Below are 23566 nucleotides of genomic sequence, written 5' to 3' on the forward strand. Positions count from 1 at the left end.
ATCAGCCCGCCAGCACCTCGGTCAGCTTCAGCAACAGCCAATAGAGCGTGCCCGACAGCAGCATCGCGACCGGCAGGGTCATGATCCAGGCGAGCGCCATGTTGCGGATCGTCCGCGCCTGGAGCCCGGCGCCATTGGCGACCGAGGCACCGGCGACGCCGGAGGACAGGATATGCGTGGTCGACACCGGCCGCCCCAGCTGGTCGGCGAGCAGGATCGTCGCCGCCGTCATCAGCTCGGCCGCCGCACCCATGCCATAGGTCAGATGCGTCTTGCCGATCCGCTCGCCGACCGTGACCACGATCCGCCGCCAGCCGACCATCGTCCCCAGGCCCAGCGCCAGGGCGACCGTGATCTTCACCCAGAGCGGGATATAGCGGGTGCCGCGCTCCAGCTGCTTGGCATAGCCGTTGAGCGACTCGATCTGGCCGGCGGTGAAACGGCTCTTGGCGCCTTCGTCCTTGGTCACCATCCGGGTGGTATCGAGAACCAAGTACATGTCGTTGCGCAGATTGGGAACGATCGCCGCCGGTACGCGGCTGAGCGTGCCGTAATCGGCGATCCGCTCGCCGATGTCGTGCGACAGGACCGACAGGCCTTCATAGACCTGCGGCGTATCGATCGCCTTGGCGCGCACGCCATCGACGACGGCGGCGCGGGCCTGGTCCAGTGGGACCACATGGCCGGTGCCGTGCGCGGCATAGGCGGCGGAGGCGATGTCGGCGCTGCGGACAAAGGCGGCCATCGCACTTTCGGGCAGCGTCCGGTTGAGCGCATAGGCGGTGGGCGCGCAGCCGATCAGGATCAGCATGATCAGGCCCATCCCCTTCTGCCCGTCATTGCCGCCATGCGCGAAGCTGACCGCCGTGCAGGTGAAGATCAGCAGCGCCCGGATGCCGCGCGGCGGGGGCGTATCGCCCTCGGGTTCGCGATACAGGCGGTCGTCGCGGAAAAAGCGCTTCATGACGAGGAGCAGCATCAGCGCACCGGCAAAGCCGATCAGCGGACTGAACAGCAGCGCGGAGAGGACCTTCCGCACCTGCTCCATGTCGACGCCCGATGTGCCGGGGATACTGGACAAAAGCTGGTTGGCGAGGCCGACTCCCAGGATCGATCCGATCAGCGCGTGGCTGGACGAATTGGGCAGCCCCACCGCCCAGGTCGCCAGATTCCAGATCACCGCCGCCAGTAGCAGCGCGAAGATCATCGCGAACCCGCCCGCCGATCCGACATGCAGCATCAGGTCGATCGGCAGCAGGGTGATGATCGAATAGGCGACCGCGCCGGTGGAGGTGACGACGCCCAGGAAGTTGAAGAAACCCGACCATATGACGGCCACCGGCGCGGGCAGCGAATGGGTATAGATCACCGTCGCCACCGCATTGGCGGTATCGTGGAAGCCGTTGACGAACTCGAACCCCAACGCGATCAGCAGGGCCAGGCCCAGAAAGGCGAAGACACCGACCGCCATCGGCTCGCCGACCCGCGCCGTATCGCTCAGGATGCTGACCCCCGCATAGGCCAGGCCGCCGACGATCAGCGCGAGGAAAATCCACCGCCCCGACGGATGCAGCGACGCATCGAGCTTCGGTCCACGAATGCGAGATTCGGATTCCCCGCCGGCAAGCGCATAAGGTGTCATGATAAACGTCCGTTGCGCCACGGAGGTGACGTTTTTATGACGCCGGGCCCGCGAGCCGTGGCGAATGCCATGCCGGTATGCGGCGGGACGTCCTCGTGCGACGTCCCGCCCTATCCCGGACAGGCCCTTATCGCGTGCTGGCCAGCATGACGGGGGCGGCAAGCAGCGCGGCGACCTTCACGGCGGCGTCGGCCTGCATCTCCGCGCGGCACCGCGCCACGCCTTCGTTCTGCGCCAGATCATTGGTCATGGGTCCGCATGCGATCGCCGCCGCGCGGCGAATGCGGGCGTCGAGCATCGCCCGGTGATCGGGTCGATGGAGATCGAGATCGGCGTGACGGACCTTGATGCTGACCGGTTCGCGCACCTGCGCCTCGACGGAGGCGCCGGACAGGAAAAACGAGGCCGCAAGGGCGACGGCAAAGATCTTGCTCATGGGAAGCTCCTGCATGGGGTCGTGCCCGTCACGGCGGCGTCGGTGTTTCCACCCCGTCGCTCGTCGGCACGCACCGCCCCTAGGCCACCCGCATGTCGGTTTCGGGTCGGGCGTGGGACGCCCGTGTGACATATCCCGCTATGACACAGCATCGCCATCGAACGACCGAAGGTTGCCCCGGCGGCCAACGTTCCCTAACTGTTCGCGATGACCGTCGCTCCCTCCGCCGATCCCGCCCGGATTTCCACCGGACAACTGGCCGATTACCCCTATCTGCGCACGCTGAACCCGGCACAGCGTGAGGCGGTGCTGACCACCGATGGCCCGGTCCTGGTGCTGGCGGGCGCGGGCACGGGCAAGACGGCGGCGCTGACCGCGCGGCTGGCGCATCTGCTCTACACCCGCAAGGCCTGGCCTTCCGAAATCCTGTCCGTCACCTTCACGAACAAGGCCGCACGCGAGATGCGGGAACGCGTCGGGCGGCTGGTCGGCGATGCCGTCGAGGGGATGCCATGGCTGGGCACCTTCCATGCCATCGGTGCCAAGATGCTGCGCCGCCATGCCGAGCTGGTCGGGCTCCAGTCGAACTTCACCATCCTCGACACCGACGACCAGCTCCGCCTGCTCAAGCAGCTGATCGTCGCGGCCGATATCGACGAGAAGCGTTTCCCGGCGCGGGCGCTCGGCGGGCTGATCGACGAGTGGAAGAACAAGGGGCTGGTCCCCGGCGACATCGATGCGGGCGAGGCCGAACGCTATGCCAATGGCCGCGGGGCCGAGCTGTATCGCCAGTATCAGGACCGGCTGCGCAGCGTGAACGCTTGCGACTTCGGCGATCTGCTGCTCCACATGCTGACCATCCTGAAGACGCATCGCGATGTGCTGGAGCATTATCAGCAGCGTTTCCGCTATATCATGGTGGACGAATATCAGGACACCAACAGCGTCCAGTATCTCTGGCTGCGGCTGCTGGCGCAGGCGCGCAAGAATATCGCGTGCGTCGGCGACGACGACCAGTCCATCTATTCCTGGCGCGGCGCGCAGGTGGAGAATATCCTGCGCTTCGAACGCGACTTCCCCGGTGCCAAGGTCATCCGGCTGGAACAGAATTACCGTTCGACCCCGCATATCCTGGGGGCGGCGTCGGGCGTGATCGCCAATAATGGCGGACGGCTGGGCAAGACGCTGTGGACCGAACTCGACGTGGGCGAAAAGGTCCGCGTGCTGGGCGTATGGGACGGCCCCGAAGAGGCCCGGCGCGTCGGCGAGGAGATCGAGGCGGCGCGGCGATCCGGCACCTCCTATGGCGATATCGCGATCCTGGTCCGCGCCTCGCACCAGACGCGCGAGTTCGAGGATCGCTTCATCGCGATCGGCCTGCCCTACCGGATCGTCGGCGGCTTCCGCTTTTACGAGCGTGCCGAAATCCGCGATGCGCTGGCCTATCTGCGGGTGGTCAACCAGCCATCGGACGATCTGGCGTTCGAGCGGATCGTCAACGTTCCCAAGCGCGGGCTGGGCGACAAGGCGCTGGCCAAGATCCATCAATTGGCGCGGGCCGAGGGCCTGCCGCTGACCCTGGCCTCGGCGCGTATCCTCGACACCGACGAACTGACCCCGCAGGCACGGCGGAGCCTGGGCAATCTGATCGGGGACATCGCCCGGTGGCGCGACATGGCCCGCGACCTGCCGCACCCCGAACTTGCCCGACAACTACTGGACGAGAGCGGCTATACCGCCATGTACCAGAACGAGAAGTCGGCGGAGGCGGCCGGGCGGCTGGAGAACCTGTCCGAACTCGTCCGCGCGATGGAGGATTACGAGTCGCTCGGCGCGTTTCTGGAGCATGTGTCGCTGGTCATGGAACGCGATGGCGACCAGCGCGAGCCCGAGGTGACGATCATGACGATCCACGCCGCCAAGGGGCTGGAGTTCGACACCGTCTTCCTCGCGGGCTGGGAGGAAGGGCTGTTCCCCTCGCAGCGCGCGATCGATGAAGGCGGCACGCGCAGCCTGGAGGAGGAGCGGCGCCTCGCCTATGTCGCGATCACCCGCGCGCGGCGCAAGGCGGTGATCCTGCATGCGGCCAACCGCCGCATCTATGGCCAATGGACCTCCAGCCTGCCGAGCCGCTTCGTCGGCGAGCTGCCGCCCGAGCATATCGACAGCGAGACGAGCATGACCGGCGGCGAAAGCCTGTGGCGCGCCAACTGGTCCGAACATGCCGACCCCTTCGCCAATGTGGCGCGGGGGACGGGGCGCGGGCCGGGATGGCAGCGGGCGGCGACCAGCCAGAACGCGACGCCGACGCGACCCGCGCGGATCGTCGAGTCGCGCGCGCCCTCGGTCGGGCTGGGGCAAAAGGGCCGGGACGACCTGGCCGTGGGCGACCGGGTCTTTCACCAGAAATTCGGATATGGGGCGATCGCCGCGATCGAGGGAAACAAGCTGGAGATCGATTTCGAACAGGCGGGGCGCAAGCGGGTGATGGACAGCTTCGTCACCAAAAGCGTCGCCTGATCCGGGGGCGTCGTTCAGGAACCATATCGATTCGTAGCCGTATCGGTCGCATCGCCCGATTGTCCGGGCGCTGGAGGATAACCGATGGGCTTTCGCCGCCTGGCCACCGTCGCGATCACGACGGCCGTCACCCTGACCGCCATTCCCGCCACGGCACAGACCGCCGCCGACGATGCGCGCTTCCGCGCGGCACAGGCGCGGTTCGACCGGGAGTATCAGATCTATCGCCAGGAGGCCGAGCTGTATCTGTCGCGGCGGGAACGTGGCGGATATGACGACGGCTATGACCGCCCCGCCCCGCCGCCGCCCGGCGGTCCCGGCGGCTATCGTGTCGCCCCGTCGATCCCGGCGGATGGCTATGCCAATGGCGAACCCTATTACGACCCGGTCGGCGATTATCGGGACGGCCCGCAATATCGCGAGCGTGTGCTGCAACCGCAGGACCGCGTCTATGCGGGCACCGACGGCCGCTATTATTGCCGCCGGTCGGACGGCACGACCGGCCTGATCATCGGCGGCGCGGCGGGCGGCATATTGGGCAATCTGGTCGGCGGGCGAAGCAGCACGATCGCGACGCTGCTGGGCGCGGCCGGCGGTGCGCTGGCCGGGCGGTCGATCGAGCAGAACCAGGTCCGCTGCCGCTGATCCGATATTTGGGGGCGGTCGGGAACACCAGGCCGCCCCGGATTTCAGCGATACCCGATCAGGCGGGATCGACCATCATGAGGGCGCAGTTCCTGTACTTCTCCGCATCCCGCTCGAACAGCGCGCTGGCGGGGAAGCGGCGCGGGGTCAGGCGCAGCGAGCCCAGGCCCGCCAGCTTGAACGTCCCCATCTTTTCCTCGCGCGGCGGCTTGCCGTCCCGCTCGACGGTTGTGGCATCGACGTACAACTCGTCATGCCGCGTGTAGATCACATGGGGCGCCAACACCACTTCGCCGCGATTATACATGGCGGACACCGCCTGCATCTTCACAATGGCTTCGAAGATGATCGCAGGAGCGCCCGCCGCCGGCTCAGCCGGACGGCGCTCGGTCGTCGTCATATCGGTCATGCCCTGCATTTGCCCGTCCTGCCGCAACGCAGCAAGAGCAATTACGCCGCAATCGCCCATCGAAAAAGGGCGCGAGCGAACGGCATGCGCTCGCGCCCCCTGGTTCACTTCGCCGGGCCCATCAGTTTCTGGGCGAAATAGACCATCTGCTGGGCATTGAGCCGGGCGCCCTGCGCGATGTCGGCGTCGCCCGAATGGCCACCTGCCATATCCTCGTAGAAGAGATAGGGGATGCCATATTCACCCAGCCGCGCCGCGAACTTGCGGGCATGTTGCGGCCCGACCCGATCGTCCTTGGTGGTCGTCCAGATATAGGGCTCGGGATAGGCGACGCCCTTGCGGATATTGGCATAGGGCGAGATCTTGCGCAGGAACGTGGCCTCTTCGGGCACGTCGATCGAGCCATATTCGTCCTTCCACGAATCACCCGCCGCGATCTTCTGATAGCGGACCATGTCGAGCAGCGGCACCTGGATCGTCACCGCCTTCCACAGTTCGGGATGCTGGGTCAACTCGACCCCCATCAGCAGGCCGCCGTTCGAGCCGCCATAGATGCCCAGCTTCTGCGGGCTGGTGATATGCCGCGCGAACAGGTCCTTGGCGACCGAGGCGAAGTCGTCATAGATGATCTGCCGCTTGGTCTTGCGGCCCGCGTCATGCCATTTCGGCCCGAACTCGCCACCACCCCGGATATTGGCGAGCACGAACGCCCCGCCGCGCTCGGTCCAGATCTTGCCGGTCGACCCCAGATAATAGGGCAGCCGCGCAATCTCGAACCCGCCATAGGCGGTCATCAGCGTCGGCGTGGTGCCGTCCAGCTTCGCGCCCTTGGGCAGGACGACGAAATAGGGGATTTTGGTGCCGTCGGTCGACACCGCCTCATATTGATGGACCGTCGCGCCGGTCGCGTCAAACCGGGCGGGCAGCGTCTTGAGCACCTGCGGCGCGGAGGGTTTCGCCGCGTCGAAGCGCGACAGGACGGTCGGGGTCGTGAAGCCCGAGGTGGACAGATAGACGATGTCCGACCGGTCGCTCGTGCTGGCCACGTCGACGGTCATATTGTCGGGCACCTGCACCGCCGATGACGCCCAGCCGGTGGCGGTGGGCGCAAAGACGCTCGCCCGGCCCCGGACATTGTCGATATAGGTGATAACCACGCGGTCCTTCGTGGTCGACACGCCCTCCACCGCCTGACGCTCGGTCGGGGTGAACAGCGCGCGCGGGGTGATCCTGCCCGCCTCCAGCTCGGACAGCGGCGCCCAGACGACCGAACCTGCCGGGAACGAGCCCCATGCGTCGCTGGTCTGGAAGATCACGCGGCCATCGACCATTCCGGCGGGGAAGGCGCGCGCGGGCATGGCGATCGCCTTGGCCCCGCCCTGCGGCGTCCAGAACAGCTTGTCGCCACCGAAAAAGGTTCGCCGCCGCTCGATCACGACCGCGCGGTGGCCCTGGGCATCGGTCAGCACACCCGCATAGGTGCCCAGCTCGTCCGACGGCTCGCCCCGGAAGATCTCGGTCGCCTGCGACAGCGGCTGTCCGCGCCGGACCATCTTCACGACGAAGGGATAGCTCGACTTGGTCAGCGTCCCCTGCCCCCAATCGCGGCTGACCAGCAGCGTGTCCTTGTCCAGCCATGCCACGCCCTGCTTCGAGGTCGACAGGCGGAAACCATCGGGTACGAAGCCGCCGGTCGCCATGTCGAACTCGCGATATTCGATCGCATCCTCGCCGCCCTCCGACAGCGCGACCAGGCAGAGTCTTTCCTCGGGGCTGAGGCAGCTGACGCCCTTCCACACCCATTTCTTGCCCTCGGCCTTGCTCAGCGCATCCAGGTCGAGCAGCGTCGTCCAGCGGGGATTGGCGGTGGCGTAATCGGCCTCGGTCGTCCAGCGCCACAGCCCCTGGGGGTGATCGGTGTCGCGCCAGAAGTTGACGATGCGGCCATACATCTGGCCCGGCATCGGAATGCGATCCTTCGCCGAGGCGATGGCCAGCGCTTCCTGGTAGAAGGTCTGATAGCGCGGATCATTCTGCAACCGGGGCAGTGTCTTGGCATTTTCGGCCTCGACCCAGGACAGCGCCTTGGCGCCGTCCTTCTCCTCCAGCCAGATATAGGGGTCATTCTCCGTCATCGTGCTCATCTGGGCCATCGCCGGGGCCCCCGCAACCTGTGTCGCCAGCATCGATCCGGCCAGCATCCACCGCCATCCCCGCATTCGTCATGCTCCATATCCTGAATGGGGGCGAATGTGACTTCATCACCCGCCGCTGGCAATGCGTTACGTTCCGAAAAATCGCACGCGGTCCGCATGGCACTGATGGTGGCATGGCGACGGAACGGTGGCTCGGGCGGCCCGTTCCCCCTTCCGCTTACCACAAGAACGTCAAGGAGTTGGCGATGCCTTATGTGAAGACGCGTGACGGGACCGACATCTATGTCAAGGACTGGGGCGAAGGCCGTCCGGTCGTCCTCATCCATGGCTGGCCGCTGTCAGCCGACATGTGGGACACGCAGATGATGGGGCTGGCCGAAGCCGGTTTCCGCGCCATCGCCTATGATCGGCGCGGCTTTGGTCGTTCGGGCCAGCCCTGGTCGGGTTACGACTATGACACGCTGTCGGACGATCTGGCCGATGTGCTGGAGGCGACGGGCGCGCAGGATGCCGCGCTGATCGGCTTTTCGATGGGTGGCGGCGAGGTGGCCCGCTATATGAGCCGCCACGACGGCAAGGGCGTGATCGCCGCCGGGCTGATCGCGTCGGTCGTTCCCTATATGCCCAAGACCGACGACAATCCGCAGGGCACCGACCAGTCGGTGTTCGACCAGATCGCCCAGGGCCTGCGCGACGACCGCGCGCATTTCCTGCGCCACACCTTCTTCAAGCAGTTCTTCGGCGTGGGCTATATCTCCAGCCCGGTCAGCGACGAGGTGCTCGATTGGGCGACCAGCGTTGCGATGCAGGCGGGGCTGAAGCCCACGCTGGCCTGTGCCGAGGCCTTCAGCCAGACCGATTTCCGACCCGACCTGCCCGCCTTCCGCGTGCCGACATTGGTCGTCCATGGCACCGGCGACCAGACCGTGCCGATCGATCCGGCGGGCCGCGCGGCGGCGGCGGGTATCTCCGGATCGCAGCTGGTCGAATATGACGGCGCGCCGCACGGGCTCAACGTCACCCATGCCGATCGCCTGACCGGCGACCTGCTGACCTTCCTGGGTCGATAATGGAAAAGGGCGGCCCCTGGCGGGGTCGCCCTTATTTCAGCGGGACGATCACCTCGTCCGGATGCGCGACGTTCAGTTCCTTGCGCACCATCTCATCGACCATGTCCGGATTGGCATGGTCGGGATCGAGCAGCGCGACACGGTTCTTCAGGATGGTCCGCCGCTTGTCGAGCGCGGCGTAATCCTGTTCGCGCTTCACCAACTGCCGCTGATACTCGCCATAAGCGAGCAGACCGTTGCGTCCCAGCACCGCATAGGCGCCGAAGAACGCAACGATCGTCAACCCGAGCGCGGGCAAGGCAGCCCGCCGCATGGTCCGCATGAAAGGCGTCGACTTGGTCACAGCGGCCATATTTGTATCGACGCCCTTCGATTTCAAGCGCGGATCAGAATATCGCGACCGGCATAGCGCGCCGAGTCGCCCAGCTCTTCTTCGATGCGGATCAGCTGGTTGTACTTGGCGAGCCGGTCCGAACGCGCGAGGCTGCCCGTCTTGATCTGGCCGCAGTTGGTCGCGACCGCCAGGTCGGCGATGGTCGCGTCCTCGGTCTCGCCCGAACGGTGCGACATGACGGCGGTGTAGCGCGAACGCTGCGCCAGCGACACCGCCTCCAGCGTCTCGGTCAGCGTGCCGATCTGGTTGACCTTCACCAGCAGCGAGTTGGCGTAGCCGCCCTCGATGCCCTTCTTCAGACGCTTCGGGTTGGTGACGAACAGATCGTCGCCGACCAGCTGCACCTTGTCGCCGATCAGGTCGGTCAGCGCCTTCCAGCCTTCCCAATCATCCTCGGCCATGCCGTCCTCGATCGACAGGATCGGGTATTGGCGGGTCAGTTTGGCCAGATATTCGGCCATCTCATGGCTCGACAGGATCTTGCCCTCGCCCGAGATATTGTACTTGCCGTCCTTGAAGAACTCGGTCGCGGCGCAGTCGAGCGCGATCATCACGTCGTCGCCCGGCTTGTACCCGGCCTTTTCGACCGAGGCCATGATGAAGTCGAGCGCTTCGGTGGTCGAGGCGATGTTGGGGGCGAAACCGCCCTCATCGCCCACGCCGGTCGCCAGGCCCTTTTCGTGCAGCGCCTTCTTCAGCGTGTGGAAGATTTCCGAGCCGCAGCGGACCGCCTCCACGATGTTCGCCGCGCCGACCGGCATGATCATGAATTCCTGGAAGTCGATCGGATTGTCGGCATGCTCGCCGCCATTGATGATGTTCATCATCGGCACCGGCAGCAGATGCGCCGAGACGCCACCGACATATTTGTAGAGCGGCAGGCCCCGCGCCTCGGCCGCCGCCTTGGCCACCGCCAGGCTGACGCCCAGGATCGCATTGGCGCCCAGGCGGCCCTTGTTCTCGGTGCCGTCCAGCTCGATCATGGCGCGGTCCAGATCGGCCTGGTCCTCGGCGTCCATGCCCAGGATCGCGTCGGTGATCTCGTCATTGACCGCCTCGACCGCCGCCTCGACGCCCTTGCCCATCCAGCGGCTCTTGTCGCCGTCACGGCGTTCGACCGCCTCATGCGCGCCGGTCGATGCGCCCGAGGGTACGGCGGCGCGGCCGAAGCTGCCGTCTTCGAGCAGAACGTCCACCTCGACCGTGGGATTGCCGCGGCTGTCCAGGATCTGGCGCCCGTGGATGTCGATGATTGCGGTCACGTAACGATGCTCCTACATCAGCCTTGAAGGTCTCGGCGGCGCTCTATCGCGTGACACGACGAAGGGCAATTGCGGGAAAAGCATGGAACCGTGCTTCCGTCACCGGGGTTAGAACGCAAATCGCCCGGTGATCCGGGCCTTGGAGAAAGGATTTTCCTATGGTCGACACCGACGGCACATTGCCGACGACACAGAGCACCAGTCCCAATTTTGCGGGCAATGCGGGCGTGGCGCCCGAAGTGGCTCCGTTCGCGAGCGAGGCGGAGGCGCATGACAAGCCCAAGGCGGGACTGGCGGATGCCAAGCAGTCGGTCAAGGAAGGTGCCACCAAGGTCCAGCGGCAGGCGGTGGACAAGGTCTACGCGCTGGCGGGCGACGGCAAGGCCAAGGCGGGATCGGCACTCGATCAGGTCGCGCAGCTGCTCAACGATGCGGCCGGTCAGGTCGATGAGAAGCTGGGCAGCCAATATGGGCAATATGCCCGTTCGGCGGCCGACAGCGTGACCTCGCTATCCGGCGCGATCAAGGACAAGGACGTCGAGGAACTGCTCGACGACGCCCGCGCCTTCGTCGCGAAGAGCCCGGCGGTCGCGATCGGCATTGCGGCGGCATTGGGCTTCGTGCTGGCGCGCGTGGTACAGTCGGGTATCGAAACCCGCGAGCCGGGTGACGCCACGGCGTGACCCGGGCGGCTGCTCCCCTATCGGCGCGGGTGCCCGAGCCCGAGACGCTGACCTCGCTGGTGTCGCAGCTGGTCGATGACGGTCGCTCGTTCATCGCGGCGGAGATCGATCTGGCCAAGGCGAAAGCCAGCGACAAGGTCGGCCGTTATCGCAGCGCGGCGATCTTCTTCGGTGCGGCGGCGGTCCTCGGGCTTGCGGCGCTGGTCGCGCTGCTCGTCGGGCTGATCCTGTCGCTGACACCATTGGTCGGCCCCTTTGGCGCGACGCTGATCGTCGTCGGCCTGGTCGTCGTCATTGCAGGCGTGTTGGCGATGATCGGCAAGGGCCGCTTGACGGGAGGTGCGGCATGACCGTCGCCGAAGCCGAATTGCGGGCCGCCGAGGCGCGCGAGCGGCTGAACAAGACCGCCTCGCGCATCCAGGCGCGACTGGAGCCTCAGGCCCTGGCCGCGCAGGCGCGGGATGCGGGCCGGACCGCCGCCAAATGCGGCCTGGAGGGCGCGAAGAACAATCCCGGCGCGGTGGCGGGCGGCGTCGCCGTCATCGGGCTGCTGCTCAATCGTCGGCGGATCGCACGCCTGTTCAAGCGCAAGCGCTGATTTGGTTTTCCGGCGGATGCGCCCGTCGGCACCGTAGTTCAGAAGGATGATCGCAATGACCACCGAAATCCCTACCGATCAGCAGAATAGCCGGCTTCGCGAAACGCTGGACCATGGTCGTGAGACCGCGTCGCATGCCTATCACGATGCCAAGGACAAGGCTGGCGAGATCGCGCAGAAGACCGCGCGCACCATCGAGGGCAATCCGCTGGGCATCCTGGTCGGCGGCCTTGCGGTCGGTGCGCTCGCTGGGGCGCTGATCCCGCGTTCGCCGCGTGAAAAGCAGCTCCTGGCGCCGGTCGGCAAGAAGGTGGGCGAAACCATTCGCCAGGCCACCCAGGCGGCGCGCGAGACCGGCCTTCGCGAGCTGGAGGAAGCCGGGCTGACGAAGGATGCGGCGAAGGACCGCGCCAAGTCGCTGTTCGACGATGTCGTGAAGGCGGCGAGCAATGCCGGATCGGCGGCGGCCAAGGCGGCGGCGAACAAGTCAGCCTGACCCCGCCACGCCCCTTAACCTAGTGACGGCGCGCCGGACCAATAACATGGGTTACGGCGCGCTTTTCATGAGGAAGCGAAGCGGACGACCGCGCCACCTTGTCGCCGGGGATTGCGGTTTATAGGGATAGGATCTCCTCGATCAGAACGGGATTTCCGCTTGCGCCTTCTGCCCCTTGCCGCCTTGCTCGCTGCCGCCACCCTGCCTGTTCCCTTCGCCATCGCGGCCGCCCAGGCGCTGCCCCCGTCGCCCGCCCAGCCCGGCGAGGGCAAGGAGGATGCCCGGCTCAAGCAGCTTTTCCATGACAGCGACGAAGCCAGCCTGGCGCGCAATCCGATCAGCGGTCTTTTCCGGGGCGACATGCGCCGCGCCGACCGGATCGGCGACTTCTATTCGGACGCCTATATCCAGGCCGAACGGCAGGCGGCGGAAAGCGATCTGAAGCGGCTCGGCCAGATCGACCGCGCCCGGCTGACCGTGACCAACCAGATCGCCTATGACGTCTTTCGACAGCAGACCGAAACCACGCTCAAGGGCTATGACCCCGCCATCGTCGCGCTGACCATCGTGCGGCCGATGGACCATTTCTACGGCATCCAGACCTTCTATCCCGAATTCGCCTCGGGCCAGGGCGCGGCGCCGTTCAATACGGTGGCGGACTATGAGAACAACCTGAAGCGCAACGTCGAATATGCGCGGCTGCTCGACGAAGCCATCGGCCGCTTCCGGCAGGGCATGGCGAGCGGCGTGGTTCAGCCCAAGCTCGTCGTGCGCAACATGATCGCGCAGTTCGACAATCTGCTCGCCGGCCCGGTCGAGCAATCGACCTTCTACGGTCCGGTCCGTCAGTTTCCCGCAAGCGTCCCGGCGGCGGATCAGGCGCGGCTCAAGGCCGCCTATGCTGCGCAGATCCGCGATGTCATCCTCCCCGCCGAGCGGCGGATGCGGGCCTTTCTCGCCGATACCTATCTGCCCGCCGCGCGCGACAGTATCGGCCTGTCGGGAATGCCGGGCGGCGACCGGCTCTATGCCTATCTGATCGAGCAGAACACCACCCTGCCGCTCAAGGCCGAGGATGTACACCAGCTCGGCCTGTCCGAGGTCGCGCGTATCCTGAAGGCGATGGAGGTGCAGAAGCAGGCGGTCGGCTTCAAGGGCAGCCTGGCCGATTTCTTCACCTTCCTGCGCACCGACACGCGGTTTCAGCCCCAGTCGGCGGCACAGCTGCGCGAGGGCTATGAGGCGATCGGCCGCCGTATCGACGCCCGCGTCCGCGAGCAATTCTCGCTGATCCCCAAGACGCCGCTGGAAATCCGCCCCGTACCCGCCTTCAAGGAAAAGACCGATGCGGGCGGCTCCTATCAGGGCGGCACGCCCGACGGGACGCGGCCGGGTGTCTTCTATTACAACACCTATGACCTGCCCTCGCGCTATATGTGGGAGATGGAGACGCTCTATCTCCATGAAGCGGTGCCGGGGCATCATTTCCAGATCAGCCTGGCACAGGAAAATGCGGCCCTTCCCGCCTTCATGCGCTTCGGCGGCAACACCGCCTATGCGGAAGGCTGGGCGCTCTATGCCGAGACGCTGTGGCCCGAACTGGGAATGGAGACCGATCCCTATCAGCGGATGGGCGGCCTGAGCGACGAGATGCTGCGCGCGATGCGGCTGGTGGTCGATACCGGCATCCATGCCAAGGGGTGGAGCCGCGACCAGGCCATCGCCTATATGCTGGCCAATTCGCCGATGGCGCGGACCGATGCCACCGCCGAGGTCGAACGCTATATCGCCATTCCGGGCCAGGCGCTCGCCTACAAGATCGGACAGATCACGATCAGCCGCGCCAAGGCCAAGGCCAAGGCCGAACTCGGCGCGAAGTTCGATCCGCGGCGCTTCCACGCGGTGGTGCTGGACACCGGCGCTCTGCCGATGCCGGTGCTGGAGAAGAAAATCGACGACTGGATCGCGGCGGAAAAACGCCGGGGTTGATCGACCGGGGGAGCGGCACGCGGTCGCTCCCCCGCCACCGCGTCAGGGGACGTGGCGCTTTTCGAGTTTGCGCGCGAGCGTCCGGCGGTGCATCCCCAGCCGCCGCGCGGTTTCCGAGATGTTGAAGTTGGTATCGGCCAGCGTCTCGTTGATCCGTTCCCATTCCAGCGTCTTGATCGAGCTGGGCCGATCGGTGATCGCGGTCGTCGCATCGCCGCTCGCCTTGTGGAAGGCCGCCTCGATATCGTCGGTGTTGGACGGCTTGGCGAGATAGTGGCACGCCCCCAGCTTGATCGCCTCGACCGCCGTGGCGATGCTGGCAAAGCCGGTCAGCACGACGATCAGCATTTCGGGATCATGCGCATGAAGGGTCTGCACGCATGCCAGACCCGAGGCCTGGCCCAGCTTGAGGTCGACCACGGCATAGCGCGGCGTCATCTCCGCCAGCGTCGCGACGAGCATGTCGGGCGTTCCCGCCACCCGCACCTGATAGCCGCGCCGCTCGAACGAACGTTGCAGCGTGCGCGCGAAAGTCTCGTCATCCTCGACGATTATCAGCGATCGTTCGCCGTCCATCACATGTCCCGATCCGAAAAGCCTATCATGCTGAGAGGTAGGGTCAGCGTCACCGTCGCGCCACCCTCGACGCGGTTGATCGCCTCGACCCGGCCGCCCAGCTTGCGAACCACGCTGGAGGCGAGGAACAGCCCGACGCCGTGCCCCTCGCCCTTGGTCGATTGCTGCGGTCGTCCGAACTGCGCCAGCGTGGCGGCGGTGAAGCCGGGGCCACGATCGGAGACTCGGACCGCCACCACCTCGCCCTCGCGCACGACGCTCAACGCTACCCAATGCGGCGAAGCCTCTGCGGCATTGTCCAGCACGTTCCACACCGCCTGCTTGATCGCCGGGTCGGACACGATCGGCGCATCGTCGTCGATCGAGCGGTAGTCGAGCGGGATCTGGCCATGACTGCGCCGCCATTCGCCGACGATCGCGTCGATGAAGCTGCCCACCTCGGACAGCTCCGCGGCCTCGCCGCGCGGTTCGCCTGCCGATTGCAGGATGCTGGTGACGATCGCCTTGCACCGCTGCACCTCGGCCTGCATCTCGGCGATCTCGCCCATCAGCTCGGCGTCGTCGCGCAGCTTGGGGACGCGGCGCCAGTCGCTCAGGATGACCGAGAGGCTGGCCAGCGGCGTGCCCAGCTCATGCGCCGCCCCCGAGGCGAGCAGGCCCATGCGGACGATATGCTCCTCCTCCGACGCCTGTTGGCGCAGATCGGCGAGCCGTGCGGCGCTGCGCCGCAGATTGCGGCTGATCCGGGTCACGAAGAGGATCAGCAGCCCGGCGACGATCGCGAAGCTGAGCCAGTTGCCCAGCGTGTGGAGCCCGGCAATATCGCCGAACAGCCAGGACGGAAAGGCCAGCGGGCGGTGATGCAGCGACAAGAGGCCGAAGCACAGCCCCGTGATCCCGGCCAGCGCCCAGGCGGACCAGGTCTCCAGCAAGACCGCCCCGAGCACCACCTGGATCAGATAAAGCGAGATGAAGGGATTGGTCGCCCCGCCCGACAGGAACAGCTGAAGCGTCAGCGTGCCGACATCGAACATCAGCGCGAACAGCAATTCGGTGTTGGTGATCCGGTGGAAGCGAAGGCGCAGATGGCTGAGCAGGTTGATCCCCACCGCCATGGCCAGCACGCCCATCATCGCCGCAACAGGCAGCTGCACGCCCATGATGCGGTTGACGACCAGGATCGTCACCAGCTGCCCCACCACCGCCATCCAGCGCAGATGGATCAGCTGGCGCATGTTCGCCGTGCCCGCCGTCGCGTCGGGCTCGCGCGGACGGACGGTGAACGGCAGGAAGGGCGGAGCGCCCGGCGTCACTCGGAACTCCTGTCCCGACCGCCCCGCCAGAGGATCACAAGCCCCACGCCCGTCAGGATCGCCAGACCGAACCAGGTCAGCGCATAGGACAGATGGCTGTTGCGGAAGGTGACGACGGTCAGTCCGCCGACCGGATAGCCGCCCGGATTGGCCGTGGCGTCGGCATCGATGAAATAAGGGGCGACGGGGCCAAGGCGCTTGGCGGCGGCAATGGCGGCGACGTCGCGCGAATACCAGCGATCCTGCACGGGATCGTTGGAGCGAAGGAAGCCGCCCTTGGGCTCGGTCATCCGGATCAGGCCGGTCACCGAAACCGGGTAGGTAGGACGGTCGTGAACGGCGCGTTTTTCCGCCGGAACGAAGCCGCGATTGACCAGCACGGTAAATTGCGGGCCGACCAGCGGGGTCAGCACCCAATAGCCGGGACCGCGCTCGGTCACCGCCTGAACGAAGGTTTCGCGATCGTTGCGGAAGACACCGCGTGCCGTCACGCGGCGATAGGTATCGTCGGCATCGGCGACGGGCGGGGCCGCCACCGGGGAGGCATGGAGCCGTGCCTCAACGCGGGCGATCAGGTCCAGCTTCCAGACCCGGCGCTGCAACTGCCAGACGCCGAGGGAGACGAAGCCCGCGATCAGGGCGATCCCGATCGCGGACAGGATCGCCAGCCCCAGCGGCGAGCGGCCCCGCCGCTCACCGCTTGTGCCGGCGTCCGTCATTACATGCCACCGCCCATCTGGGCGGCCATGTCGGGCATCATGTTGGTGTTCATGTGATACATGACCCAGATCGACCCGCTGAGCGTGATGACGACCAGCACGGCGGTAAAGACCAGGGCCATCATCGTCCAGCCCCCCTCCGACTTGGTGTTCATGTGGAGGAAGTAGATCATGTGGACGACGATCTGGACGAAGGCCAGCCCCATGATGACGAGCGCGGTCGTCTGGGTGTCGCCCAGCGCGCCGGTCATGACCGCCCAGAACGGGATGGCCGTCAGGATGACCGACAGCACGAACCCGATCATATAGCCCTTCATCGAGCCGTGACCGTGCGTGTCGCCATGCGCGTGGAGGTCATGGTCCAGATTGGCGTGATCGCCATGGCCATGCGGAGGATGAGCGCTCAACGGAGAACTCCCAGCAGATAGACAAAGGTGAAGACGCCGATCCAGACGACGTCCAGGAAGTGCCAGAACATCGACAGGCACATCAGGCGCCGCTTGTTCGCCTCGATCAGGCCGAAGCGGCCGACCTGCACCATCAGCGTGACCAGCCAGATCGAACCGAAGGTGACGTGCAGACCGTGCGTGCCGACCAGCGTGAAGAAGGACGACAGGAAGGCCGAACGCTGCGGACCCGCGCCCTCATGGATCAGGTTGGCGAATTCGTAGAGCTCGATCGACAGGAAGGCGAGACCGAACAGGCCGGTGATGCCCAGCCAGATCAGCGTGTTCGACTTCTGGTTCTTCTCCATCGCAATCATGGCGAAACCATAGGTGATCGACGACAGCAGCAGCATCGAGGTGTTGAGCGCGACCAGCGGGAGCTCGAAAATCTCCCGCGGGGTCGGCCCGCCCGCATAGCTGGTGCCCAGCACGCCATAGGTGGCGAACAGGATGGCGAAGATGAGGCAGTCGCTCATCAGGTACATCCAGAAGCCGATGGCGGTCGAGCCACCGGATTCGTGATGATGATCCTCGTCCTCGACCAAGTAATAGGTCGGGTTCTTCGCCGGATCGGCGCTCAGAACATCGGTCGACATGGATCAGGCCCCCTGACCGAGCAGGCGCCGCCGCTCGTTTTCCGTTGCCACGACTTCATCGACGGGGATGTAGTAATCGCGGTCATAGTTGAACGTGTGCCAGATGGCGACGACGACGACACCGATCAGGCCCAAGGCGGCGAGCCACCACATGTACCAGATCATGCCAAAGCCCGCGGCGGTCGACAGACCGGCGATGATGACGCCGGTGCCCGTGTTCTTGGGCATGTGGATCGGACGATAGCCTTCAGCCGGAGCCTGCGCCTTCTTGTCCTTCATGTCGTACCAGGCATCCAGCTCGTGGATGACGGGCGTGAACGCGAAGTTGTAATCCGGCGGCGGCGACGAGGTCGCCCATTCCAGCGTACGGCCGTCCCACGGATCGCCCGTCACGTCGCGCAGTTCTTCCTTCTTCCAGATCGACACGCCGATCTGAACCAGGAAGGCCCCGATGCCGCCTGCGATCATCAGCGCGCCGAGCAGCGCGACGACGAAATAGATCTGCAGCGACGGATCGTCGAAGTGATGGAGGCGACGCGTCACGCCCATGAAGCCCAGGATGTAGAGCGGCGTGAAGGCGACCCAGAAGCCGACGACCCACAGCCAGAACGACACCTTGCCCCAGAACTGGTTGAGCTTGAACCCGAAGGCCTTGGGCCACCAGTAGTTGATCGCGGCGAAGGCGCCGAACAGCACGCCGCCGATGATCACGTTGTGGAAGTGCGCGATCAGGAACAGCGAGTTGTGCAGCACGAAGTCGGCGGGCGGAACGGCCAGCAGAACGCCGGTCATGCCACCGATGGTGAAGGTCAGCATGAACGCGATGGTCCACATCATCGGCAGCTCGAACCGGATGCGCCCCTTGTACATGGTGAACAGCCAGTTGAAGATCTTCGCACCCGTCGGGATCGAGATCACCATGGTGGTGATGCCGAAGAACGAGTTGACGCTCGCGCCCGAACCCATGGTGAAGAAGTGGTGCAGCCAGACGAGGTACGACAGGATCGTGATGACGATCGTAGCGTAGACCATCGAGGTATAGCCGAACAGACGCTTGCCCGAGAAGGTCGAGGTGACTTCCGAGAACACGCCGAACAGCGGCAGGATCAGGATGTAAACCTCCGGGTGGCCCCAGATCCAGATCAGGTTCACGTACATCATCGGGTTGCCGCCGAGATTGTTCGTGAAGAAGTTGGTGCCGACATAACGGTCGAGCGACAGCAGGACGAGCGTGGCGGTCAGCACGGGGAAGCTGGCGACGATCAGGACGTTCGCGCACAGCGAGGTCCAGCAGAACACCGGCAGCTTCATCATGGTCATGCCCGGCGCGCGCATCTTGATGATGGTCGCGATCAGGTTGATGCCCGACAGGGTCGTACCGACACCGGCCACCTGGAGGGCCCAGATGTAATAGTCGACGCCGACATCGGGACTGAAGTCCAGTTCCGACAGCGGCGGGAAGGCCAGCCAGCCGGTCCGCGCGAACTCGCCGATGAACAGCGAGGCCATGACCAGCACGACGCCGCCTGCGGTCATCCAGAAGCTCAGATTGTTGAGATACGGGAAGGACACGTCGCGCGCACCGATCTGGAGCGGCACCACATAGTTCATCAGGCCGGTGATGATCGGCATCGCCACGAAGAAGATCATGATGACGCCGTGCGCGGTGAACACCTGATCATAGTGGTGCGAGTTCAGGAAGCCCTGATTGTCGCCGAACGCAATGGCCTGCTGGCCACGCATCATCAGCGCGTCGGCAAAGCCACGCAGCAGCATCACGATGCCCAGGATCATGTACATGATCCCGATGCGCTTGTGATCGACCGTGGTGAACCACTCCTTCCAGAGATAGCCCCACAGCTTGAACTTGGTGATGAGCGCCAGCACCGCGATGCCGCCGACCGCGACACCCAGGAAGGTACCGACGACGATCGGCTCGTGGATCGGCAGCGATTCGATCGATAGCCGTCCGAAGATGGTCTTTATGATGTGTTCCATGATGGCGTGCCTCAGCCGCGACCCGCACCGGCATGACCAAAGGTCTGCGGGCCGGGGGTCTGCGGGATGGAAAGGAAGGACATGCGGCGGTTCTTCATCTCACCGGGCTCCTGCACGCCCTTCGACGGGACAGGCTCCTTGCTCTGATGCGGCGAGGTCTGGATTTCCTCCGGCGACTTTTCGAGCGCGCCCTTGGTCCGATCACCGTGCATGGGGCCGGTATTGTTGACCGGCGGATTGCCCTCGCCGACCTTCATCTTGTGCGGATCGCCGCCACCGGTCATCCGGTCGTGCATCATCACGTCCGACATGCACGGCGTGTTGTCGGCGACGCAGCGATTGACGACGCGATCGAACAGGCCGCCCTGCACGCCGTTGAAATACATGGCGGGCACATATTCGCTGGGCTTCTCGACCGTCAGGAAGGCGGCGCGGGTCAGCTGGCCATGGCCCTTGCCCTGACCGGCCTGCGAGGTCCGGACCTTCTCGACCCACTGGTCGAAGCCGTTCGCCTGGAGCGCATAGACCGGGAAGTGCATGCCCGAGAAACCGGCACCGCTATAGTGCGACGAAAGGCCCTTGAACGTGCCCTCGCGGTTGATGACCGCATGCAGCTGCGTCTCCATGCCGGGCATGGTGTAGATCATGCCGGCCATGGCGGGGACGTAGAAGGCGTTCATCACCGAGGTGCCGGTCAGGCGGAACTCGACGGGACGATCGACCGGCAGCGCCAGTTCGTTGATCGTGGCGATGCCCTGCTCGGGATAGATGAACAGCCATTTCCAGTCGAGCGCGACGACCTGGACCTCGAGCGGCTTGACGCTGGAGGCGATCGGCTGGCCGGGAGCCGTCCGTTCGATCGGGCGATACGGGTCGAGCAGATGGGTGCTCGTCCACGTCACCGCGCCCAGACAGATGATGATCAGCAGCGGTGCCGACCAGATCACCAGTTCGAGCATAGTGGAGTGATCGAACTCCGGATCATATTCGGCCTGCGTGTTGCTCTTGCGATAGCGCCACGCGAACAGCACCGTCAGCGCCATCACCGGAATGATGATGAGCAGCATCAGGGCCGTCGCGATCAGCACCAGATCGCGTTGCTGCACGGCAACGTCACCGGCAGGGTTTAGCACGACCGCATCGCATCCCCCCAGCATGGCCAGGAGGGGCAAGGCGGCCCAGCGAAGAGGGCGCAGGCGCGCAAGGCTCGACGAATGAGACATATGGCAAGGGCCGCTACGCCTTTGCTGCACCTGCGCACATTGGACAGTTTGTCCAATCCCCCCGGCCCGACGAAAGGCGCATAGGCGCAACAGAATGGCGGTTTTGTGCGGTCGTTTTGCGCCGCCACCGTTCCGCCGAGATGAAAATGCAAGAAATCAGGACTGGCAGCCGATGAGCGCAGAGTTAACCGCATCGACCTCGACGCCCCTTGAGCGGGACGCGCGGCTGGTCAATGCCCGCGATCCGCACCATGTCGCCCCGGGCGACATCGCCATCGGCGTCATCATCGGGCGTACGTCGGAGTTCTTCGACTTCTTTGTGTACGCCATCGCCTCGGTGCTGGTCTTCCCGTCGCTGATCTTTCCGTACGTCGACGCGCTGACCGGCACGATCTATTCGTTCGCGCTGTTCGCGCTGGCGTTCATCGCCCGCCCGATCGGCACCTTCATCTTCATGGCGGTCGACCGCAATCTCGGTCGCGGCGTCAAGCTGACCATCGCGCTCTTCCTGCTCGGCGGGTCGACCATGGCGATCGCCTTCCTGCCCGGCTATGCGCAGATCGGCACGTCGGCGGCCGTGCTGCTCGGCATCTTCCGCGTCATGCAGGGCCTGGCGCTGGGCGGGGCATGGGACGGCCTGCCGTCGCTCCTGTCGCTCAACGCGCCCGAGCGTCGTCGCGGCTGGTATGCGATGATCCCGCAGCTGGGCGCACCGCTCGGCCTGCTGGTGGCCAACGGCCTGTTCGCCTTCTTCCTGACCACCCTCAGTCGGGCGGACTTCCTCGACTGGGGCTGGCGCTATCCGTTCTTCGTGGCGTTCGCGATCAACGTCGTGGCGCTGTTCGCACGCCTGCGCATCGTCGCCACGCCCGAGTTCCAGCGCCTGTTCGAAAGCCGGGAACTTCAGCCCGCGCTGGTTGGTGAGACGCTGAGCACCGAAGGCCGCACCGTCCTTCTGGGCGCCTTCGCGCCGCTCGCCAGCTTCGCCATGTTCCACATCGTGACCGTGTTCCCGCTATCCTGGGTCGTCCTGTTCAACAAGGAGCGCCCGCAGGACTTCATGATGATCGAGATCATCGGCAGCATCGTCGGCGTGTTCGCCATCCTCGCCTCGGGCAAGATCGCCGACCGGGTCGGCCGTCGCACGCTGCTGGGCTTTTCGGCGGCGGGCATCGCGGCCTTTGCCGGCTTCGCACCGCAGCTGCTGGACAATGGTGGCACGGGCGAGACGATCTACATCGTGCTCGGCTTCCTGCTGCTCGGCCTGGGCTTCGGCCAGTCGTCGGGTGCGATCAACTCGGGCTTCTCGTCGCTTCGCCGCTACACCGGCGCCGCGATCACCTCGGACCTTGCCTGGCTGATCGGTGCGGGCTTCGCACCGCTCGCCGCGCTGCTGCTGTCGAGCCATTTCGGCCTGCTGTCGGTCGGCGCCTATCTGCTGTCGGGTGCGGTCGCCACGCTCGCCGCGCTGGGGATCAACAAGGAACTCGCCAAGCGCGCGTCCTGATCCCGATCGACCAATCTCATGCGGGCGGCCGGTGGAGCGATCCACCGGCCGTTTTGTTTTGGCCGGATCGCGCCCTACATCGGTTTTCGACAGGGGATGCGTGACGGGAAACAGGATGACGAACAGGAAGCGCTGGATAGCAATGGCCGCCGCGGCGATGGCAGGGATCGGCATGGCCGGAGCGGCGGACGCGCGGGTGCCTGCGGGCACCTGGGCCAATCCGTCCAACACCGTGCAGGTCCGCTTCGCCCCCTGCGGCCGTGGCCCCGACGCGGAGCTGATGTGCGGCACGGTGGTCTGGGCGAGCGAACAGGCCAAGGCCGATGCCGCGCGCGGCGGCTCGCCCCGTCTGGTGGGCACCCGGCTGTTCACCGATTTCGAGGAGGAAGAGCCGGGGCGCTGGGCGGGCACGGTCTTCGTTCCGGACATCGGTCGCGAGGTCGAGGGCACGATCACCCAACTCGATGCGCGGACTTTGGTCGGCGAGGGATGCCTGCTCGGGCGGCTAGGCTGTCGCGAGCAGCGCTGGCACCGGGTAAAATAACCGCACTCGATCAGGGAACCCGGGGGCGTCTGCCGCGTCCCCGTCGCGAACATTCAGGAAAGGCACGCCATGGCGGACGACACGCTGACGGTCATCAAGGAAACGGTCGAGGACAATGTCGCGGACCGGCAAGTCGAATTCGTGGCCGAGCTGGAGGGCGAGGAATATCAGTTCGCCGTCCAATATGACCTGCTCGAAGCCCTGAGCGGCGACGTGCCCGATGGCGATGCCGTCGAGATGTTCGATCGCTACTCCGACGATATTCTCGACGCCGCGCTGACCGCGCTGGGCCGGGACATGGAGCAGGCGCTGGTCGTGGTCAGCGAGAATGATCTCGACTGAGC

The 23566-nt window shown here is 65.6% G+C and carries 24 protein-coding genes; 11 read left to right on the top strand and 13 right to left on the bottom strand.

The annotated features are described in order from the left end of the window. Position 1: 1 nt before the first annotated feature. A complete protein-coding gene (locus QE385_RS02770; RefSeq protein WP_307098847.1) occupies positions 2-1642 on the bottom strand; it encodes an inorganic phosphate transporter in 1641 nt (546 codons plus the stop codon). A gap of 127 nt (positions 1643-1769) precedes the next feature. Beyond that, positions 1770-2078, bottom strand: coding sequence for a UrcA family protein (locus QE385_RS02775; RefSeq protein WP_307098849.1), 309 nt, complete (start codon positions 2076-2078; stop codon positions 1770-1772). Between the two features lie 207 nt (positions 2079-2285). Here QE385_RS02775 and QE385_RS02780 point away from each other — a divergent pair, with 207 nt between their 5' ends. Together QE385_RS02780 and QE385_RS02785 are read left to right on the top strand one after the other, a co-directional pair. After that, positions 2286-4598, top strand: a complete 2313-nt coding sequence (locus tag QE385_RS02780) for an ATP-dependent helicase (protein WP_307098851.1) — start codon at positions 2286-2288, stop codon at positions 4596-4598. An 84-nt stretch (positions 4599-4682) separates the two neighbouring features. Beyond that, positions 4683-5243 carry a glycine zipper 2TM domain-containing protein gene (locus QE385_RS02785; RefSeq protein ID WP_307098853.1) on the top strand — a complete coding sequence of 187 codons (561 nt, stop codon included), beginning with the start codon at positions 4683-4685 and terminating at the stop codon, positions 5241-5243. Between the two features lie 58 nt (positions 5244-5301). Here QE385_RS02785 and QE385_RS02790 read toward each other — a convergent pair whose 3' ends face one another. Next, positions 5302-5661 (bottom strand): hypothetical protein, encoded by a 360-nt coding sequence (locus tag QE385_RS02790; RefSeq protein ID WP_307098855.1) that lies wholly within the window; start codon positions 5659-5661, stop codon positions 5302-5304. Positions 5662-5756: 95 nt separating this feature from the next. Beyond that, a complete protein-coding gene (locus QE385_RS02795) occupies positions 5757-7871 on the bottom strand; it encodes a prolyl oligopeptidase family protein (RefSeq protein ID WP_307098857.1) in 2115 nt (704 codons plus the stop codon). A 182-nt stretch (positions 7872-8053) separates the two neighbouring features. On the opposite strand from QE385_RS02795, the gene QE385_RS02800 reads away from it, so the two are divergent. Further along, the gene (locus QE385_RS02800) at positions 8054-8878 is read left to right on the top strand and encodes an alpha/beta fold hydrolase (RefSeq protein ID WP_307098859.1); all 825 of its coding nucleotides are present in this window, start codon (positions 8054-8056) and stop codon (positions 8876-8878) included. 31 nt (positions 8879-8909) lie between these two features. On the opposite strand, the gene QE385_RS02805 is transcribed toward QE385_RS02800, so the two are convergent. Both QE385_RS02805 and eno read right to left on the bottom strand, forming a co-directional pair. Then, positions 8910-9230, bottom strand: coding sequence for a septum formation initiator family protein (locus QE385_RS02805; protein ID WP_307098861.1), 321 nt, complete (start codon positions 9228-9230; stop codon positions 8910-8912). 23 nt (positions 9231-9253) lie between these two features. Next, entirely contained in the window at positions 9254-10534 is a 1281-nt protein-coding gene (gene eno / locus QE385_RS02810) for a phosphopyruvate hydratase (protein ID WP_307098863.1), read from the bottom strand. Positions 10535-10692: 158 nt separating this feature from the next. On the opposite strand from eno, the gene QE385_RS02815 reads away from it, so the two are divergent. From QE385_RS02815 to QE385_RS02835, 5 genes are all read left to right on the top strand, one after another. Then, positions 10693-11217, top strand: coding sequence for a hypothetical protein (locus QE385_RS02815; RefSeq protein WP_307098865.1), 525 nt, complete (start codon positions 10693-10695; stop codon positions 11215-11217). After that, positions 11214-11567, top strand: coding sequence for a phage holin family protein (locus QE385_RS02820; protein ID WP_307098867.1), 354 nt, complete (start codon positions 11214-11216; stop codon positions 11565-11567). Before QE385_RS02815 ends, QE385_RS02820 begins: the two co-directional genes overlap by 4 nt. Continuing rightward, the gene (locus QE385_RS02825; protein ID WP_307098869.1) at positions 11564-11815 is read left to right on the top strand and encodes a phosphatase; all 252 of its coding nucleotides are present in this window, start codon (positions 11564-11566) and stop codon (positions 11813-11815) included. Before QE385_RS02820 ends, QE385_RS02825 begins: the two co-directional genes overlap by 4 nt. A gap of 55 nt (positions 11816-11870) precedes the next feature. After that, positions 11871-12311 (top strand): hypothetical protein, encoded by a 441-nt coding sequence (locus QE385_RS02830; RefSeq protein WP_307098871.1) that lies wholly within the window; start codon positions 11871-11873, stop codon positions 12309-12311. A gap of 159 nt (positions 12312-12470) precedes the next feature. Continuing rightward, on the top strand, positions 12471-14300 hold the full coding sequence (locus tag QE385_RS02835) for a DUF885 family protein (protein ID WP_307098873.1): 1830 nt from the start codon (positions 12471-12473) through the stop codon (positions 14298-14300). A 42-nt stretch (positions 14301-14342) separates the two neighbouring features. On the opposite strand, the gene QE385_RS02840 is transcribed toward QE385_RS02835, so the two are convergent. Genes QE385_RS02840 through cyoA form a run of 7 tightly spaced genes read right to left on the bottom strand, consistent with a single transcriptional unit; the run spans position 14343 to position 21171 of the window. After that, positions 14343-14876 carry a response regulator transcription factor gene (locus QE385_RS02840; protein WP_307098875.1) on the bottom strand — a complete coding sequence of 178 codons (534 nt, stop codon included), beginning with the start codon at positions 14874-14876 and terminating at the stop codon, positions 14343-14345. Continuing rightward, complete coding sequence (locus QE385_RS02845; RefSeq protein ID WP_373424620.1) at positions 14876-16189, bottom strand: ATP-binding protein; 1314 nt, start codon at positions 16187-16189, stop codon at positions 14876-14878. The genes QE385_RS02840 and QE385_RS02845 overlap by 1 nt, the downstream gene beginning before the upstream one ends. Next, positions 16186-16908, bottom strand: coding sequence for an SURF1 family protein (locus QE385_RS02850; protein WP_307098877.1), 723 nt, complete (start codon positions 16906-16908; stop codon positions 16186-16188). The genes QE385_RS02845 and QE385_RS02850 overlap by 4 nt, the downstream gene beginning before the upstream one ends. Further along, positions 16908-17315: a cytochrome o ubiquinol oxidase subunit IV gene (gene cyoD, locus QE385_RS02855; protein ID WP_373424621.1), complete on the bottom strand. Its 408-nt coding sequence runs from the start codon at positions 17313-17315 to the stop codon at positions 16908-16910. The genes QE385_RS02850 and cyoD overlap by 1 nt, the downstream gene beginning before the upstream one ends. After that, entirely contained in the window at positions 17312-17950 is a 639-nt protein-coding gene (cyoC, locus tag QE385_RS02860) for a cytochrome o ubiquinol oxidase subunit III (protein WP_007403230.1), read from the bottom strand. Before cyoC ends, cyoD begins: the two co-directional genes overlap by 4 nt. Positions 17951-17953: 3 nt before the next feature. Then, a complete protein-coding gene (gene cyoB, locus QE385_RS02865; protein WP_307098879.1) occupies positions 17954-19948 on the bottom strand; it encodes a cytochrome o ubiquinol oxidase subunit I in 1995 nt (664 codons plus the stop codon). Between the two features lie 11 nt (positions 19949-19959). Continuing rightward, positions 19960-21171, bottom strand: a complete 1212-nt coding sequence (gene cyoA / locus QE385_RS02870) for a ubiquinol oxidase subunit II (RefSeq protein ID WP_307098881.1) — start codon at positions 21169-21171, stop codon at positions 19960-19962. 172 nt (positions 21172-21343) lie between these two features. On the opposite strand from cyoA, the gene QE385_RS02875 reads away from it, so the two are divergent. The 3 genes from QE385_RS02875 (at position 21344) to QE385_RS02885 (ending at position 23564) form a co-directional block, all read left to right on the top strand. Beyond that, entirely contained in the window at positions 21344-22678 is a 1335-nt protein-coding gene (locus QE385_RS02875; protein ID WP_307098883.1) for an MFS transporter, read from the top strand. 115 nt (positions 22679-22793) lie between these two features. Further along, entirely contained in the window at positions 22794-23222 is a 429-nt protein-coding gene (locus QE385_RS02880; RefSeq protein WP_307098884.1) for a DUF2147 domain-containing protein, read from the top strand. Between the two features lie 69 nt (positions 23223-23291). After that, positions 23292-23564: a DUF1488 family protein gene (locus QE385_RS02885; protein ID WP_307098886.1), complete on the top strand. Its 273-nt coding sequence runs from the start codon at positions 23292-23294 to the stop codon at positions 23562-23564. Positions 23565-23566 lie beyond the last annotated feature (2 nt).

Origin of the sequence: Sphingomonas sp. SORGH_AS_0950, from assembly GCF_030818415.1 — a bacterium.
Taxonomy (GTDB): domain Bacteria; phylum Pseudomonadota; class Alphaproteobacteria; order Sphingomonadales; family Sphingomonadaceae; genus Sphingomonas.